Genomic DNA, 16,691 nt, shown 5'->3' on the forward strand with positions numbered 1-16,691 from the left:
TCTCATCGCCTGCTCAACTCCGGCTGGAAAGGCGCCGCTTCTTCGCGGCGCCGGTTGACGAGACCCGCCGAACGAACCGGATGCAGGCGCCGTCCCTGCGCGTCTCGCGGATAGACGTTTACATTACGGGTCATATGGACGACAACCTGCGCATCTTGCCCGGCGTTGGCAGCAGCAAGGACTGGATACGCACCGGTTGGCCCAGCGTTGAACGTGTAGCTCACAAGCGCATCGAATTGTTCCTGCGTCAGTTCGCGCGCGCTCACCTGGCGGCGAACGGCGGCTTCGGCGCTGCGCGCGCTCACGGCGAGTTGCGCATTGACGTCTGCGGCGTTGACGGGGCGGCGCATTTCCTCGTCCCCACATGGGCCGCTATGTACGAGCGCGCCCACGCCGAACGTGCAGTTGTTCCCCACGTCGTTGTAGTAGTGAAGTACTGTTCCTTCGCGAACTCTCAATGCACTCAGACCCGCCGCGCTCATGTGTTTCGTTTCATTGGCCATTTCAGATTGCTCCCCGCTTCGCCGTTGCACAACGGCGAAGCGCCGTCAAATCGAACGCTCTGAACGTCACCCTCTCGCAGTGCGATTCGATGCCAGTGCTCGTGTGTCGATTGTCCGATCGTGAGGTTCATTGCCCAATCGCTTGACGATTTGCACACCGTGACTACTCCTCGCTATCCCATTGCTGTAACAACTCCGCGGGAATGGCTCTCAGTACATCCACATAACCCTTGCCAACAAACCGTTCCGCACGCTTCAGCAATATCGGAATCGGACTGCTCGGCTCATGCTGCTCGAACCAGTGACGCGCATCCCGGATGCGCTCCAGTGCGCGCTCCCGCCCCACCGATATCGCGCTTGTGCACCGACATGCTGGCCCGGCACCGATGGACTGCGTCTGCGTCGCCATGCCGTTAAGTTCCGCTTTCGCAGCTTCCTTCGCCGCTGCCGGCGCAACCAGGTCGACGGACAACGGTTCATCAACTGCGGGGTCAACCGGCGTTGCAATGTCGCGCGGTCCATCGCCTGCGATGCGTTGCAACAGGCGAGTCAACGCGGAAAAATCCGGTTGATAAACACCGAGATGTTCGTCGCACCAGGCTTCGATTGAACGCAGACTCGCAAGCGCACTGGAGAAGCCACCCAGCATGTCCGGCTGCTGGATTCGCAGATCTTCGAGTTGCCTCGTGACCGACTCGGGCGCGAGCGCATCGTTTGCGCGCGGCTGCGCAAATGCACGCTCGACATCGCGCACCTGAAGGCGCGCAACTGTCGAACGCGTCAGTGCGATCTCACGCACGTCAGACAGAAGTCCATCCGAGTCGGTTAGCGCCTGCAACGCGTTCATGCGGATTTCGAACGCCGCGTCCCGATCGTCATCGACGCCCGGCTGCGGATGGATCGTCGCGGGAAATGCGGCGAGCCACGCGGCCAGCAATCCCAGCCCTTCCGCCAGTCCGATGGACGCAGCAAGTCTTGCGCGACAACGCGTGAACAGCACGGCGACGCGCATGTCCTTGCTGCGCATCATCAAGCGCCGGCAATCGCGGTCTATCTCGCTCCAGTTCACCGGATCCGGTCTACCCACGAAGTCACCATACTGCGCATCCAGCTTCGCGATGGTCTGCGCGGACAGCACGACGAATTCCGGGTCGTATTCGAGATCGCTCCCGCATGGGGACGCCGCGTCGATCGGCGACATCCAGTCGTGATGCGCCGGCCCCGCTGCGTTGACTACCGACGCCTTCGCTGTTGCGTGTCTTTTGCTGCTACTCATTCTGCTCCTGCGCTCGCGGTGTGTTTGAACCCTTGCCGGTTGCGCCGACGCATCGCTTCATGAAGCTGCCGGCATAGCGTTCAGGCTCGAAGCGCATGCCGGCGATGGGCTCACCAGAAGGCGAGCGGCCAAGCCACCCCGACCAGCCCAGTTGTTGCGGGCCGCCCATCACCGCGGGCGGTGCGCTTTGCGCGCGAATGCGCAACTCCAGTTCCCATTCGAATTCGCGACCGATGAAACTGCGCACCCAATCGACCAGCCGAGGCAGATCGTCGCCGCGAGGCGTGAAGCGCAGGTATTGGTCGATATCGACCGGGCCGATGACGATCCGCAAACGATGCTGCCGATCCGGCACCTGCTCGCCGAGCATCGTGCCGTTGCCCATCGTCGCCGCGGCGCCAGGTTTGCCGATATAGCTGCGATCTTCCGGCGTGACGTCGATCCAGTGAAACACGAATTCCTCGATCGCCACCGGCACGCCGAAATAGCGCTCAAGCGTCATACGCAAGCCATCGGGGTCACGCGCTTCACGCACCAGGTTGGCTGACGCGGCCAACTGTGCATGAGCGGGTAATGCACGCTGTGCAATCTCGCGCGTGTCCTGCCCGTTCAGGCTCGCGATATAAAAGGAAAAGCGTTCGCTATCAGAACCGGCCCGGTCGAGCCCAACGGTTGCTTGCGCGCCGGCCCACGCGCGATACAACAGCGTCAGATAGCGATGGTGAAAGATGTCAAGGAAATGGATCAGCGTGGAATCGTGCCGGCTCTCTTCACGCTCCCGTGCGATTTCCGTCATGTGGATCGGCAACGGTCCGTTCGGCCCAAGCATGCCAAGCGCAAACAGACGGATATGCAGATGTCCGTCCAGTTCGCCTACGCTCGCGACCTCACGCGGCGCAAATGCGAGGCTCGGTTTCTGACTCAACCGAAAAGGCTCGGCACGCGGACGCCGTGCGGTTCCAATCGCGTCGATACGCGTGTCGGCGCCGATGCGGCGCATCAGAGGGAAGAATCCATAAAGCCACGGCTGCGCCTGCAGTCGCTCGACTGTATCCGCCGATAACGCCGCATCTCGCAGCATCGATTTGAATGGTGCTCGCTCCATCAGGCCACTCCGCGGGTACCCATGCGCACCGGCCAGCGCATCACGCGGCCACGCTGCATCGAATGAAGTTCGGTTTGCGTGAACGAGTTGATGGACACATGGCGCGCGAGGTAGTGCTCGAGAATCAGCCCGAACAGGTACGGACTCACTCCCGAAAAGCCGGTCTCATCGACCGTCAACTGACACTCGATGCCACGACCGAACACCAGCGGTCCGCCACCGGGAAGTTTCCTCGCGACCGGTCGGGTCTTCACGCCGACAAGGCTTTCCACGTGACGCTGAAGTCCCGTGTCGTCGCTGGTGAGGAACAGGCGCAACATGTCGCGCACGCCCTGGCCGCCGGGACGGTGATCCATATCTTCAAGCGGCAGATAATTGAAATTCAATTGCCGGATCAGCCGCCAGGCCGTTTCGCGCTCAGCGAAAGGCGCGCGGGGCGTGCTCGGCGCGCGGATCAGGCCGACGCTCACCACGGGCACCGAGTCGCTGGCGCTCAGATCGCTCACGCCGTCGCGCGGCAACAGATTCGGCAAATCGCGATTGGTCAGCCATGCATCGACCGACAGGTAGCGCATGCCTTCGTGATACGGTGCCTCATGCTGGTCGACCAGCGACACGAACACTTCTGTCCCGATGTACGGCGTGCGCGTGCCATAGCGCCGCGCCGAATCCGACGGCAACCGGCGTTCGCGGCGAAGCGAGAAATAACGCCCGTGATTGCTTTCATCATTGTTCAGCGTTTGATATAGCGGCCGGAACTCGAGCTTCGTCGATTGCGTGCCGACTTGACCCGCCAGCGAATCGACCGCATAAACCTCGTAATCGAGCGGCGCAAGGCGCCTCGGAACCAGATGGAATTCCGTACTGGCATGATTCAACTCAATACGCTCTACCTTGCGCGGAAACAGATTGATCACGGGCGTGCAGAACAGTGCGAACCGCGACGCGTCGACAAGTGCCATCAGTTGGTCTGGTGAGCGATCGAGCAGCACGACGATTTCGGCTTCGCGGCCTTTTGCCTTACTCAACCCTTCGCGCAACCCCGTCAGCGTAAAAAAGTAAAAGCGGCTGGGACACGCGAAGTATTCGTGCAGGAGGTTGTGACCGTGGAACTTCGACCAGATGAGCGGCAGCAATCCCTGCTCCGTGTCGAGCCCCTCATGGACGACCGCGCGTTGAGTCACGGCACAAAACGGGCGATCCGTATCGCCGAAGCCGCCGGGCTCGCCGGTAATCGACGCCACGCCCGCCGCGTGAAGCAATTCGAACAGATGAGAAGCGACCTGCTCGTCGCCGGCTAGGTAGACCGGCAGTCGGTCCAGTCCACGTAGTTCCGCGATGTTCGCCTCACCCGTTGTGCGCAAACGCAATCGCAATGCGCCGCGTACCTGCGTTTGAGGCGGTACGTAGCGATCGAGCATCGGAATATCGGGCGGAATACCCGTTAGTTGTGCGTGAGCGATCTCCAGCGGATACAGTGCGACGTCCTGGCCACTACGGAACTCGCAGGCCGTGTTTTCCCCAGACGGTATCCGGCTTTTCAGCGCGGTGCCGCGCGGGACCCGGAAGCCCTCGATGAGATTGCCTTCGCTCGGGCTCGGAAAAAAGCGCGCAACCGCCATCGAAGGCGTCGGCGCCACGTAATTCGGATAGATCACCTCGAGCAGGCGCCCCGTGAAACGAGGGAACTCCGCGTCGAGCTTGAGTTGCATGCGTGCGGCCATGAAGCTGAACGACTCGATCAACCGTTCGACATAAGGATCGGTCATCTCGCCGGCTTGCATGCCGAGCCGCCGCGCGATCTTTGGATGCATCTGCGCGAACTCGCCTGCCAGTTCACGCAAGTACATGAGCTCCTGATTGTAGTAATCGAGCAGTCGCGGGTCCATACACCTTCCTGTGGTCAACGAGTGCTCGCGTGCAGGCGGCTCGTTTCGAGATCGAGCGAGCTTTGCACCATGAACTCGAGCGGATACGGATCCATACGGATCATTCCCCGGATCTCGAACGCGAGATGGTTGTAGCAAGCCTCGCTGTCGATCGCCGTGAGCGGCACGATCTGCACCGACTCCGGAATCAGACGCGGCTCGAAGTCGCCGATTGCGCGCCGGACAACCGTTTCGATGTCCGCCCATTTGCGCGACGCCACGAATGCGCCGGCGAGCGGCGGCACGCCGAAATTGACCGTCGACGCCGCTGCATACGGATAACGGCTGCGATCGATCAGATTTTCGATGCTTGTTGCGTTGAGCAAAAACGCGAGGTCTCGCAGGATGATGTCGCGCATCTGCGAACGCGTGACCGCGTACTCATTGGACGCCTCCGTCCGCCGCTGCGGGGCGTTGTCGCGCAGCCGGTCGAGCAACGTGGGCAGCAAGTGCGGCTCCGTTCGGCGCGGAGCGCTTGCGGTTCGGTTCAGTTCGTGATGTTTCCGGTTCATCGCTTCGCTCCCGTTGACGCATTCCGATACCTGCTGTTGCTGCCAGCCATGGCTGGTCCAAACGCTCGGTTGACCATGTCCGCGCCGGCTGCTCCGATCTGCTTTACGGTCGAGAGATAGCTTCGCCCGTTCGCGCAAGCGGTCTGTTTCGACTGGTTGGTCATTCGTTCAATTCGAGCAGAATGTGATGGGAGTGACTGTCTAGCGCGCCTAAAGGGCTATCGATCGCGAGCGTGTGATGATCCCGGCGCGCGACGAATGGGGGCACCGCCCCCCTATGCCGGCCAGCCGACACACGATAAGCAGGTGGAGCAAACAGCTTGAGAATTTCCGGCGCGGCATCGTGCTCGACCAGATCTGCCGCTCTTTCCTGGCGCAGTGGCCCAAATGCTTCCTCCAGCAACTCGATATCGGAAAGCAGAGCGTGGATCGATGCCGAGCCATCGCTACCACTGCGGTGCCCGGCAGATTCGCAACTGCCGGTTTCACGCGCCACTCTCGATGGAGAACCGACCCATTCGGCCTCTGGCAGGAAATGGGGCGATTCAAGCGCCTGGTAATACTGATCACTCAGCGCGGCAAGAAGGTCGTCGTGCTCGATACGCGCGGATGCATCGGCCTCTTTGTCGACCGACGCGCAATGCGCCGCCTTCACGGAGGAATCCAACAGCTCGAAGATGGCATTGCATGCGTGAAATTTCATAGCCTGGCGTCATGCCGGTTTGCACCGATATCGCGTCCGTTATGCGGAGGAACAGGATTAACGCACAAACCAACAATTAATGTCCATCCTGAAATTAGCATCGAAGTACAGAAATTTGAGTGTTTATTCGAGATGAAATTAAAAATCTGTAAAATCCGACAGACTTAATCAACTCACACGTAGGAATAACTCTACAAGGACAGATATTTTTCGCACGAATCCCAGGAAAACGCCGACAGAGATCCGCATCTCTAAAAAACACAAATTATCGTTTACATTCAATTATTTAATAAACTTTTTTATAAATCAAAAACAAAATTCCTCATTCAAATTTTGCCATTTATCAACAAAACCAAAAAAAACCATCAAAAATAAAAATCGCCCCACCCGCATTGACTAGTTCAAATCTCATCTCCGATAATCCACCCAACACCATCAAACGACGAACGCATCCATAAGGGGAGCAACACATAATGGAAATGCGAGGTCCACAGGTACAAAGCCATTTCTGATGCGTTTTCGCGATAAATCGTCGCAACTCCGATCAGTCATCCTAATAAACTCACGCGATCAATCCATGACGATTTCCCGCCACGCGTTGTTCGGCAAGCTCGGAACCACGCTTTTTCGTAGCATCGAATCCGCCACTGCGTTCTGCAAGCTGCGCGGCAATCCGTACGTGGAACTCGCCCATTGGCTTCACCAACTGCTGCAGTTGCCCGACAGCGACCTGCATCGCATCGCCCGGCATACGGGCATCGAACGGGCAACGCTAGACCGCGATCTCGCGCGAGCGCTTGCCGCACTGCCGTCCGGCGCCAGTTCGATCAGCGACTTCTCGCATCACATTGAACTCGCCATCGAGCGTGCATGGGTCCTTGCCACGCTCGAGTTCGGCGACCGGCACATACGCGGCGCATGGATCGTTGCAGCGCTCGTCGGCACACCAGAGCTGCGGCGCGTGCTGCTTTCGGCCTCCCCGGCATTCGCACGGATTCCGGTCGATACACCGCGCGACCAGTTGATCGCATGGATCGAGGGCTCACCGGAATCTGCCGACGCACCATACGACAACACGGACTTCTTATCCTCGGTGCCAGGAGAAGCGTCACAGGCATTGCCCGCGAGTTCGAGAGGATCGCCGATCGACCAGTACTGCACCGACCTGAGCGCGCAAGCCCGCGCCGGCGAAATCGACGTCGTGACAGGACGCGAGCAGGAAATCCGCACGATCATCGATATCCTGCTGCGCCGCCGTCAAAACAATCCGCTGCTCACGGGCGAGGCAGGAGTCGGTAAAACGGCTGTCGTTGAAGGGCTCGCGCTCGCCATTGCACACGGCAACGTGCCGCCGGCGCTGGCGGACGTACGGCTCATGACACTCGATGTCGGCGCGCTGCTGGCCGGCGCGAGCATGAAGGGGGAATTCGAGTCGCGGCTAAAAAGTGTGCTCGAGGCAGTGGTGAAGTCCACCGCACCCATCGTCCTGTTCGTCGACGAAATCCACACGCTTGTCGGCGCCGGCGGCCAGGCCGGCACCGGCGACGCCGCCAACCTTCTGAAGCCCGCTCTCGCACGGGGCGCGATCCGCATGATTGGCGCAACAACATGGTCGGAATACAAGCGACACATCGAGAAAGACCCGGCCCTCACGCGACGCTTCCAACTATTGCAGATCGCCGAGCCGCAGGAAGCCGCGGCCATCGACATGGTGCGGGGACTCGCCAACGCGTTTGCGAAACACCACGGCGTGCTCGTGCGCGACGAGGCGATCCGCGCTGCCGTTACGTTGTCCCATCGTTACATTCCTTCCCGGCAATTGCCTGACAAGGCGATCAGTCTGCTCGACACCGCGTGCGCACGTGTGGCGCTCTCGCAGCACGCGCCGCCGCGCGAACTTCAGGCTGTGGTTCAACGGCTTCGGGCAGCGTGCGTCGAGCGCGACCTGCTCGAACAGGAAGCACGTATCGGGCTCACTGCGGAAAACGTGCTGAATGCAGCGCATGCGCGAATCAACGCGCTGTCGGCCGAGCAAAACGCAATCCACGGGCACTGGCAAGCCCAACTTGCCGCAGCGCAAATATTGGCCAATGCCCGTAACGCGATCATTTCGAAAGGCGATTCCGAAGCCGGCGACTTTGTGCCCCGGCCCCGCCTATCGACACTCGGCGAACTGGAACAGACACTGCGTGATCTTCAGGGTGAGACACCACTCGTCTTTCCTGAAGTGGACGAGGCAATCGTCGCAGAAATCGTCTCGGACTGGACGGGTATTCCAGTCGGCCGCATGGTGACGGATGAAATCGCTGCAGTACGTGAATTGCCTGAAACACTCGCCGCCCGTGTGATTGGACAAACCCATGCATTACGCCAGATCGGCGAGCGTGTACAGACAGCTCGTGCGGGTCTCGCCGATCCGCACAAACCACTCGGCGTATTTCTGCTGGCCGGTCCATCCGGCGTCGGCAAGACAGAGACGGCGCTCGCGCTCGCCGAGGCCCTGTATAGCGGCGAGCAGAACCTGATTACGATCAACATGAGCGAGTATCAGGAGGCGCACACCGTCTCCGGCCTCAAAGGTGCGCCGCCCGGCTATGTCGGCTACGGCGAAGGCGGCGTGCTGACAGAAGCCGTCCGGCGGCGGCCCTATTCGGTCGTGCTGCTCGACGAGATCGAAAAAGCGCACCGCGATGTCCATGAGATGTTCTTCCAGGTATTCGACAAGGGCTACATGGAAGACGGCGATGGCCGCTATATAGACTTCCGCAATACAACGATCCTGTTGACCAGCAACACAGGGGCCGAACGGATAGCGGATCTTTGCGCGGAAGCAGCACTCGCACCCGATCAGGATGATCTGTGCGAAGCGTTAACTCCCGAGTTGCAGAAGGTTTTTCCCGCCGCGTTTCTCGGGCGTGTAAGCGTCGTGCCCTATCGTCCGTTACCCCACGCGGCGCTCGCAAGCATCGTGCGCCTGCATCTAAACCGAGTCGTGCGGCGCATGGCTGACAGGCATGCAATCGCCCTGCACTACAGCGAACAGGTTATCGATTACATCGTCGGTCGCTGCCTCGTGCAGGAAACCGGCGCCCGGGTTCTGATCGGGTTCATCGAACAGCACATTCTGCCGAGGCTGTCCGCGGTTTGGCTCGATGCGTTCTCGTCCAGGCGCCTGCCAACGAGCATTCATATCGACATCCGCAATCACAACACGGCCCCCACTACCGCATTCGTCTTCACGTCAGTGGGCAGCGCGGCGATAGCCGGAAGCGCTTCCCCTGTTTCTGTCGGTGAGACCCAGTAAACCTGCCGCCCATTTCCTACGTCCACGGAGTCACGCATGTCCGTTTCAAATAGTTCGCAGAAATTCATCGCGCGCAACCGTGCGCCGCGCGTCCAGATCGAGTACGACGTCGAGGTCTACGGCTCCGAAAAAAAGGTGGAACTGCCGTTCGTGATGGGCGTGCTCGCCGACCTTTCCGGCAAGCCCGTCGAGCCGCTGCCAGCCGTCGCCGATCGCCGCTTTCTGGACATCGACGTCGACAACTTCGACGAGCGCATGAAAGCGCTCAAACCGCGCGTTGCATTCGCGGTGTCGAACACGCTCACGGACGAAGGTCAACTGATGGTCGACATGACGTTCGAGAGCATCGAGGACTTCTCCCCCGCCGCCGTGGCCAGCAAGGTCGAGCCGTTGCGCCGGTTGCTCGACGCGCGTACGCAGCTTGCCAACCTGCAGACCTACATGGACGGCAAGTCCGGCGCTGAAGCGCTCGTCAACAAGCTGCTGGCCGATCCGGCATTGCTGAAGGCGCTCGCGAGCGCACCGAAGCCGAAAGTCGCCGACGAGGCAGAACAGGTCAGCACGGACCGGACGCCGGACTAACCGCCGCCCATCATGCGCGCCCCCCGGGCCACGACAAATCAGGAACGTTAAGAACAACAGCGACAGAGGCACACCATGACAACCCAGCAGGCCAAAACACTCACAACTGCCGCTCACGCAGAGACCGACTTCTCGCAGTTGCTCGCGCAGGAATTCCGCCCCAAGACCGAAGCGGCCCGTGATGCTGTCGAATATGCGGTTCAAACGCTCGCCGAGCAGGCGCTGCAACAGTCGGCCACGATCAGCGACGATGCGTACAAAAGTATCGAAGCGATCATCGCGCAGATCGATCACAAGCTTTCCGAGCAGATCAACCTGATCCTGCATCAAAGCGATTTCCAGAAGCTGGAATCGGCGTGGCGCGGTCTGCATCATCTGGTCTCGAACACCGAAACGGACGAGCGGTTGAAAATCCGTTTCATGGACGTCTCGAAAGAAGAACTGCGTCGCTCGATGAAACGCTACAAAGGTCTCGCGTGGGACCAAAGTCCGCTTTTCAAGCAGATCTACGAAGAAGAGTATGGACAGCTCGGTGGCGAACCGTACGGCTGTCTCGTCGCCGACTATTACTTCGATCACACACCGCCCGACGTGGACTTGCTCGGCTCAATCGCGAAGATTTCTGCGGCCGCGCACACGCCGTTCATCTCGGGCGCATCGCCGTCGGTATTGCAGATGGAATCGTGGCAGGAGCTCGCCAATCCGCGCGACCTGACGAAAATCTTTGCGCAGAATCTCGAGTATGCGCCGTGGAATTCTCTGCGTCATGCTGAAGACGCGCGTTATATCGGGCTCGCCATGCCGCGCTTTCTGTCGCGTCTGCCGTATGGCGCACGAACGAATCCGGTCGACGAGTTCGATTTCGAAGAAAACACCAACGGCCCCGACCACCGCAATTACGCGTGGGCCAATGCGGCCTATGCGATGGGTGTGAACATCAACCGGTCGTTCAAGCTGTACGGCTGGTGCTCGCTGATTCGTGGCGTGGAATCGGGCGGCACGGTCGAAAGTCTGCCGTGCCACACGTTCCCGACTGACGACGGTGGCATCGACATGAAATGCCCGACGGAGATCGCAATCTCAGACCGTCGCGAAGCGGAACTGTCCAAGAACGGCTTTATTCCGCTGGTGCACCGCAAGAACACCGACCACGCGACCTTCATCGGCGCCCAGTCGATGCAAAAGGCAGCCGAATATCACGACCCGGACGCGACCGCCAACGCGAACCTGTCCGCGCGTCTGCCGTATCTGTTCGCCTGCTCGCGGTTCGCGCACTACCTGAAGTGCATCGTGCGCGACAAGATCGGCACGTTCCGCGAGCGTGAGGACATGCAGCGCTGGCTCAACGAGTGGATCATGAATTACGTCGACGCCGACCCGGCGAACTCGTCGCAGGAAACCAAGGCGCGCCGCCCGCTGGCTGCGGCTGAAGTGGTCGTCGAGGATGTCGAGGGCAACCCCGGCTACTACCAGGCCAAGTTCTTCCTGCGCCCGCACTTCCAGCTCGAAGGGCTGACCGTGTCCCTGCGTCTCGTTGCGCGGCTGCCGTCGGTTAAGGAAGCGGCCTGAACGGATGTCACTGCTGGACAACTCGCTCGGATCTTTCGTCAAATGCGCCGACTGATCCTCCTTTATCAGGGAGATGCAATGCCTTGGACGTACAACCAAAGAACGGGAGCGCTCACCGCCCCCGATGGTCAGGTGACTGCAACTGACGGTTACTCAGGAGCGGGGCAAGGCCGCAACAATCCCGCGATGGAACGCGAACGGAACGTGGGTCCGATTCCTCGCGGCAATTATCGGATCGGAAGCGCACGGCATTCGGTTCGTACGGGAGCCGTTTCGATGGACCTCGCCCCGAATGTAACGACCAACACGTTCGGCCGGAGCGCGTTCCTGATTCACGGCGACAACCTCACGCATACCGCGTCGCACGGCTGCATCATCCTGCGGCGCGATGTACGTGAACAGATCAATGGAAGCACCGACCGGGAACTGATTGTCCAATGAAGCAATACGTCTGCTACGCATTTGCTCTCCTCGTTCTGTCAACGACCGCCGTCGCACAACCGCTGACGCCTTCGCGTATCGAGCGGGACGTTCGGACTCACGGCGCGCACGCCACGGTGCAATCACTGAATCGTACGGGGCGGCTCGACGCTGTGCTGAGCAAGATTGCCTCGGGAAGCGTGGCCTGGGTACGCCTCTCGCCCGATCTGGCAAAAGGCACCGACGCGGGAGATTCGACAGGCCTGAGTATCGCCCTTGCGCAAGCGCTTCCAAAGAATCCCAAGGCCGTGCTGGCTGTGCTCGATGACGGCCCCGTGACGGGGGCGGCTGTCGTATGCAGCGTTCCGCTCATCGAACCCTCACCGGACGAGGTCAAGGATTATCTGAATCGGGCGATTGACGCGGTCAGGCACACACCCGATTCGGGAAGTCTTCCGCAACGCGCACCTTGCCTGCAGGCCTTGAAACGCATTGCAGAGCATACATCGGCGCATCCGTCGTAAGAAAGTGCAACAGCGATAAATGTGAAAGGAGCGTTTCAGATGTCTTCGCTACGGTTTTCGTACTACGTCATATCGACAGCACGCTCGACACAAGCGACCTCGACAAGATCACGTCGCGGTCCAGGTTTTCCTGCCCACAGGGCATGGACTCGCTCTGCAAGGCGCTGACAGATGCCGCGTCGAAAGCTGCACAGGCAACGCAATGAAGCCACATCCCGGACAAAGCCGAACGCGGCGTCAAGAGCGCGGATCAATGGCCGGCCGCGTCGCGTTCGGCGCAAAGGTATTCGTCCAGTCAATCGACTGCAAATAGCCGTTCTTCGAGGGCCCAGGCAATTTTCACAGTCTTCCGGGAGCACCCCGACATGCCATTCCCCCGGCTATGCCAGTCAGTACGAAAAAACAGGTAGTTCATTCAAACAAAGGAGTTTTTAAATGGCACAGGATATCTTCATCAAGATCAACGGAATCGACGGCGAATCGCAAGACTCGGCGCACAAGAATGAAATCGAAGTGGCGAGCTGGGGCTGGCAGGTTCTGCAACAGTCGAACATGCACATGGGATCAGGCGGCGGCGCCGGCAAGGCGAGTGTCGAAGATCTCGCCTTCGAGCATCTGGTCGACCGTGCCAGCCCGAACCTGATGAAGTATTGCCTGACGGGCAAGCACATCGATCAGGCCGTGCTGACCGTGCGCAAGGCAGGCGGCAATCCGCTCGAATACTTCCGGATCACGATGAGCGACGTGATCGTCACCCAGGTTCATCCGTCCGGAAGCAATACCGATAATGGCATCCGTGAACATGTGCGCCTGTCGTTCGCGAAGGTCAAGCAGGAATATGTCGTGCAGAACGCGCAGGGTGGCAGCGGGGGCGCCGTTACCGCAGGCTACGACATCAAGCTCAACAAGGAAGCGTAGACCCCGTTGTCTTGTGAGGTCTCGTGCACGCGCCGGACCTCGCTCATTCGTCACTCTCCCCTGCTCATTGCCGATGCGCCTGTCCACCCACGTCGTTATGTTTGTCTGCATGCTCGGACTCGGCGCGTGCGCGAGCAACGATCCCAAAGCCGCGCATGAACCCATGAGGCTCGACTTGTCGGTCAAAGCCTCGTCGAGCGTCAATCCCGACAACCAGGAGCGCGCTGCGCCAATCGTCGTGCGCATTTACGAGCTGAAGAACGCCGATGCCTTCATTGCTGCCGATTTCTTCTCGCTGCAGGAGAAGGACAAAACACTGCTCGCGGACGACCTCGTCCTGCGCGAACAGTTTCAGCTTCGTCCGGGAGAAAACCGGGTCGTCCAGCGTAACGCCGATCCGGCTACGACCGCTCTAGGTGTGATCGCCGCGTACCGCGATCTGCCGAATTCCGTATGGCGAGCAACCTGGACGCTGCCGCCGTCACCGTCGGCCGCATGGTACCGGCGCACGCCAAAACTGAAGCTGACCATCGATCTCGATACCAACGCAATCCGGATCACCGACGCACAACGCCCCAACAAGTAATGGACCCCACGCATGAGCTGGTATAACAAGGTCACCTGGAGTGAAGGTCTCTTTCTGCGCCCTCAGCTTTTCCAGCAGCAGGAGCGCTACCTCGAACATTTCGCGCACAAGCGCGCGGCACCGCTCTCGGCGTTTTTCTTCGGATTCTCCCAGTACGCCATCGACAACGAGGCGCTCGCGCTCGGCAAGGTCATCGTGAAGTCCGCCAGCGGCATATTCGCCGACGGCACCCCATTCGACGCGCCCGCCAGCACGCCGCCGCCCGCGCCGCTGACCGTGCGCCCGGAACATCTCGACCAGGTGATCCATCTCGCCGTGCCGATTCGCGTGCCGAACGCGGAAGAAACCACGTTCGACGAATCGTCGCATTCCCTTGCACGCCATAGCGTGTTCGATACGGACCTGCGCGACACGAACTCGATCGGACAAGGTCCGCAGACGGTTCAATTGTCCAATCTGCGTCTGCGGCTGGTCCCGCAAAAAGAGCTGACCGATGCATGGATCGGACTGCCATTGACGCGAGTCCAGACGCTGCACCCGGATGGCAGCATCAAACTCGACGAAACGCTCGTCCCGCCAGTATCCGGCTACGGCGCGAGCGAGCTGCTGAGCAGTTGGCTCGCGAAGGTCCACGACCTGACACGATTGCGCGCGGATGCGCTCGCCAAACGGCTGACAGGCGGCGACGGCCAGGCCGGCACGGTCGCCGAGGTCTCGGACTATCTGCTGCTGCAAACGCTCAACCGCTACGAGCCGCTTCTGCAACATCTGCGTCGGGTTCCGGCCACATCGCCCGCCGATCTTTACGCGCTGCTGCTAAGCATGGCCGGAGAGCTCTCCACCTACGTGCGTCCGCAAACGCGTCGGCCGCTGGAAACCCATCCGCCTTATCAGCACATCGAGCCGCACCTGTGCCTCAAACCCGTGGTCGACGATACGCACTGGCTGCTCAATGCAGTGCTCGTGCGCAGCGCCCAGAACATCCCGTTTGCCGACGCGGGCTACGGGATGCGCAACGCGGTGGTCGATCCGGCCGAGATGCACGGTTTCAGTTCGCTGGTCCTCGCGGTGTCGGCGCAGATGCCACCCGACACGCTGGTTCAGCAGTTCGCGACGCAGGCCAAGCTCGGGCCGTCCGAACGCCTGCCCGATCTGGTGCGCTCGCATCTGCCGGGCATCGCGCTTCAGGCGCTGCCGGTGCCGCCACGTCAGATTCCGTTCAACGCCGGCTATGTGTACTACGAGCTCTCGCGTACAGGTTCGTTGTGGGAGGCCGTCGCGCAGCACGGCGGCATCGCGCTGCACGTGGCAGGCGATTTCCCCGGCCTCAGGCTGGAACTGTGGGGTGTGCGCGGATAAGCCGCGAGCGCGACCGCGGAAAAACAGGAGCGCTCACAGACAAGCGCCCGTTCATCGATACATCAGGGGAACCCAGTGAATCCAGACCGAGGACTGCCCTCGTTCGGCACGGCCTTCGCGCCCGACGACCGTTCCGGGCCGGCGGCCATGCACAACACAGCCGGCGAATCCGCGTCTGGCGCGAAATCCGACACGCCGGCCACGCTGCTCGCGAACATTCCGGCGGGCGAGCCGCAGCCCGCGCGTCTTCGAGACGTCGAGCAGGCACGCAATCCGTTGCTGGAGTCCGCACGCCCGTTACTGCGCGCGCTTGCCGACATGCCGAACGATCTGGAGCTGAGGGCCATCGAGCAGCTTCATCTGTTGCTCAAACAGGAGGTGCGCCTGTTCCAGCGGCTGTGCGAACAGGCCAATATTCGCCGCGATCACATGATCGGTGCGCGTTATTGTCTGGCTACCGCCCTCGACGAATCCGCGGGCAAGACAGCGTGGGGCCAGCGCGAAACCGGTGTCGAATGGATTCGCAAAGGCCTCGCCACCGAATTCCATGAAGACCGCCAGGGCGGCGACAAGGTCTATCTGCTGATCGGCCGGCTGATGAACGAGCCTCACGAACACCTCGATCTTCTCGAAGTCATCTACCGGATTCTGAGCCTCGGCTTCATGGGCCGCTACCGCCACGAAGCCGATGGCGCCCGCAAGCACGACGCCGTGCGCCAGCGGCTCTACAACGAGATCCAGACTCACCGGGGCGTCGTGCCGATCGCGTTGTCGCCGCACGCGCAATCCGCCGCACACGGGCGACGCATGTCTTTCTACGACTTGCCGGTCTGGATCACGTTTGCCGTGCTCGGGTTCGTGCTGCTCGGGCTGTTCGGCTGGTTCAAATACCATTTACTCGAGCACAGCGCGGCCCTCGAAAAACAGATCGCCGATATCGGCCATATGACGCCGCCTCCTGCGCCACAGTTGCCGCATCTCAAGGAACTGCTGAAGAACGAGATTGCTGCCGGCACCGTCAGCGTCGATGAAGACGCGCGCCACAGTTCAGTGACGTTCCGCGGCGACGCGATGTTCCCGCCGGGCAGTGTCAACGTCGACGCATCGATGGCGCCGCTGATCGCCAAGATCGCACATGAAATTGCCAAGGTGCCCGGCAAGGTCACGATCGCCGGCTACACCGACAACATTCCGATCAAAAGCCGCCAGTTCGCATCGAACGACGCGCTCTCCGAAGAACGCGCGACCCAGGTCATGCAGATGTTGCAGGCAGCGGGCGTGGCCGCGGCGCGGCTCGAAGCGCTCGGCAAAGGCGACGCGAACCCTATCGGCGACAACACGACCGCGCGAGGCCGTGCGCTGAACCGCCGCGTCTCCATCACGGTCACACGCTGAGCAATCT

General features: G+C 60.7%; 15 protein-coding genes. 9 read left to right on the forward strand and 6 right to left on the reverse strand.

The annotated features are described in order from the left end of the window. Nucleotides 1-2: 2 nt before the first annotated feature. The 6 genes from PQQ51_RS12990 to PQQ51_RS13015 all read right to left on the reverse strand — a co-directional run bounded on the left by PQQ51_RS12990 (nucleotide 3) and on the right by PQQ51_RS13015 (nucleotide 6,027). Nucleotides 3-503, reverse strand: coding sequence for a lysozyme (locus PQQ51_RS12990; RefSeq protein WP_408497187.1), 501 nt, complete (start codon nucleotides 501-503; stop codon nucleotides 3-5). 163 nt (nucleotides 504-666) lie between these two features. Beyond that, nucleotides 667-1,704: a type VI secretion system protein TssA gene (locus PQQ51_RS12995; RefSeq protein WP_408497288.1), complete on the reverse strand. Its 1,038-nt coding sequence runs from the start codon at nucleotides 1,702-1,704 to the stop codon at nucleotides 667-669. A 67-nt stretch (nucleotides 1,705-1,771) separates the two neighbouring features. After that, nucleotides 1,772-2,884, reverse strand: coding sequence for a type VI secretion system baseplate subunit TssG (gene tssG, locus PQQ51_RS13000; RefSeq protein ID WP_408497188.1), 1,113 nt, complete (start codon nucleotides 2,882-2,884; stop codon nucleotides 1,772-1,774). Then, nucleotides 2,884-4,773 carry a type VI secretion system baseplate subunit TssF gene (gene tssF, locus PQQ51_RS13005; protein ID WP_408497189.1) on the reverse strand — a complete coding sequence of 630 codons (1,890 nt, stop codon included), beginning with the start codon at nucleotides 4,771-4,773 and terminating at the stop codon, nucleotides 2,884-2,886. The genes tssG and tssF overlap by 1 nt, the downstream gene beginning before the upstream one ends. A gap of 14 nt (nucleotides 4,774-4,787) precedes the next feature. After that, nucleotides 4,788-5,324: a type VI secretion system baseplate subunit TssE gene (gene tssE, locus PQQ51_RS13010; RefSeq protein ID WP_408497190.1), complete on the reverse strand. Its 537-nt coding sequence runs from the start codon at nucleotides 5,322-5,324 to the stop codon at nucleotides 4,788-4,790. Between the two features lie 160 nt (nucleotides 5,325-5,484). Next, nucleotides 5,485-6,027, reverse strand: a complete 543-nt coding sequence (locus PQQ51_RS13015; protein ID WP_408497191.1) for a TagK domain-containing protein — start codon at nucleotides 6,025-6,027, stop codon at nucleotides 5,485-5,487. Between the two features lie 577 nt (nucleotides 6,028-6,604). Between PQQ51_RS13015 and tssH the strand changes: the two genes are divergently transcribed. The 9 genes from tssH (at nucleotide 6,605) to tssL (ending at nucleotide 16,684) form a co-directional block, all read left to right on the forward strand. Beyond that, entirely contained in the window at nucleotides 6,605-9,331 is a 2,727-nt protein-coding gene (gene tssH / locus PQQ51_RS13020) for a type VI secretion system ATPase TssH (protein WP_408497192.1), read from the forward strand. Between the two features lie 36 nt (nucleotides 9,332-9,367). Continuing rightward, nucleotides 9,368-9,913, forward strand: a complete 546-nt coding sequence (gene tssB / locus PQQ51_RS13025; RefSeq protein WP_408497193.1) for a type VI secretion system contractile sheath small subunit — start codon at nucleotides 9,368-9,370, stop codon at nucleotides 9,911-9,913. A gap of 75 nt (nucleotides 9,914-9,988) precedes the next feature. Beyond that, the gene (gene tssC, locus PQQ51_RS13030; protein WP_408497194.1) at nucleotides 9,989-11,482 is read left to right on the forward strand and encodes a type VI secretion system contractile sheath large subunit; all 1,494 of its coding nucleotides are present in this window, start codon (nucleotides 9,989-9,991) and stop codon (nucleotides 11,480-11,482) included. Nucleotides 11,483-11,524: 42 nt separating this feature from the next. Then, nucleotides 11,525-11,923 carry a tlde1 domain-containing protein gene (locus PQQ51_RS13035; RefSeq protein WP_408497195.1) on the forward strand — a complete coding sequence of 133 codons (399 nt, stop codon included), beginning with the start codon at nucleotides 11,525-11,527 and terminating at the stop codon, nucleotides 11,921-11,923. Beyond that, nucleotides 11,920-12,426, forward strand: a complete 507-nt coding sequence (locus PQQ51_RS13040) for a hypothetical protein (RefSeq protein ID WP_408497196.1) — start codon at nucleotides 11,920-11,922, stop codon at nucleotides 12,424-12,426. Before PQQ51_RS13035 ends, PQQ51_RS13040 begins: the two co-directional genes overlap by 4 nt. A gap of 435 nt (nucleotides 12,427-12,861) precedes the next feature. Further along, a complete protein-coding gene (gene tssD / locus PQQ51_RS13045) occupies nucleotides 12,862-13,344 on the forward strand; it encodes an Hcp family type VI secretion system effector (RefSeq protein ID WP_408497197.1) in 483 nt (160 codons plus the stop codon). A 73-nt stretch (nucleotides 13,345-13,417) separates the two neighbouring features. After that, the gene (gene tssJ, locus PQQ51_RS13050; RefSeq protein WP_408497198.1) at nucleotides 13,418-13,930 is read left to right on the forward strand and encodes a type VI secretion system lipoprotein TssJ; all 513 of its coding nucleotides are present in this window, start codon (nucleotides 13,418-13,420) and stop codon (nucleotides 13,928-13,930) included. 12 nt (nucleotides 13,931-13,942) lie between these two features. After that, nucleotides 13,943-15,289 carry a type VI secretion system baseplate subunit TssK gene (gene tssK / locus PQQ51_RS13055; RefSeq protein ID WP_408497199.1) on the forward strand — a complete coding sequence of 449 codons (1,347 nt, stop codon included), beginning with the start codon at nucleotides 13,943-13,945 and terminating at the stop codon, nucleotides 15,287-15,289. 147 nt (nucleotides 15,290-15,436) lie between these two features. Beyond that, nucleotides 15,437-16,684 (forward strand): type VI secretion system protein TssL, long form, encoded by a 1,248-nt coding sequence (tssL, locus tag PQQ51_RS13060; protein WP_408497289.1) that lies wholly within the window; start codon nucleotides 15,437-15,439, stop codon nucleotides 16,682-16,684. Nucleotides 16,685-16,691: the final 7 nt, after the last annotated feature.

The organism is Paraburkholderia xenovorans, from assembly GCF_046030735.1.
Taxonomy (GTDB): Bacteria; Pseudomonadota; Gammaproteobacteria; order Burkholderiales; family Burkholderiaceae; genus Paraburkholderia; species Paraburkholderia xenovorans_A.

Bases quoted from the DNA above. Each gene is read 5' to 3' on its own strand.
- PQQ51_RS12990 (WP_408497187.1), bottom strand. From the start codon at position 503: ATGGCCAATGAAACGAAACACATGAGCGCGGCGGGTCTGAGTGCATTG.
- PQQ51_RS12995 (WP_408497288.1), bottom strand. From the start codon at position 1,704: ATGTCGCCGATCGACGCGGCGTCCCCATGCGGGAGCGATCTCGAATAC.
- tssG (WP_408497188.1), bottom strand. From the start codon at position 2,884: ATGGAGCGAGCACCATTCAAATCGATGCTGCGAGATGCGGCGTTATCG.
- tssF (WP_408497189.1), bottom strand. From the start codon at position 4,773: ATGGACCCGCGACTGCTCGATTACTACAATCAGGAGCTCATGTACTTG.
- tssE (WP_408497190.1), bottom strand. From the start codon at position 5,324: ATGAACCGGAAACATCACGAACTGAACCGAACCGCAAGCGCTCCGCGC.
- PQQ51_RS13015 (WP_408497191.1), bottom strand. From the start codon at position 6,027: ATGAAATTTCACGCATGCAATGCCATCTTCGAGCTGTTGGATTCCTCC.
- tssH (WP_408497192.1), top strand. From the start codon at position 6,605: ATGACGATTTCCCGCCACGCGTTGTTCGGCAAGCTCGGAACCACGCTT.
- tssB (WP_408497193.1), top strand. From the start codon at position 9,368: ATGTCCGTTTCAAATAGTTCGCAGAAATTCATCGCGCGCAACCGTGCG.
- tssC (WP_408497194.1), top strand. From the start codon at position 9,989: ATGACAACCCAGCAGGCCAAAACACTCACAACTGCCGCTCACGCAGAG.
- PQQ51_RS13035 (WP_408497195.1), top strand. From the start codon at position 11,525: ATGCGCCGACTGATCCTCCTTTATCAGGGAGATGCAATGCCTTGGACG.
- PQQ51_RS13040 (WP_408497196.1), top strand. From the start codon at position 11,920: ATGAAGCAATACGTCTGCTACGCATTTGCTCTCCTCGTTCTGTCAACG.
- tssD (WP_408497197.1), top strand. From the start codon at position 12,862: ATGGCACAGGATATCTTCATCAAGATCAACGGAATCGACGGCGAATCG.
- tssJ (WP_408497198.1), top strand. From the start codon at position 13,418: ATGCGCCTGTCCACCCACGTCGTTATGTTTGTCTGCATGCTCGGACTC.
- tssK (WP_408497199.1), top strand. From the start codon at position 13,943: ATGAGCTGGTATAACAAGGTCACCTGGAGTGAAGGTCTCTTTCTGCGC.
- tssL (WP_408497289.1), top strand. From the start codon at position 15,437: ATGCACAACACAGCCGGCGAATCCGCGTCTGGCGCGAAATCCGACACG.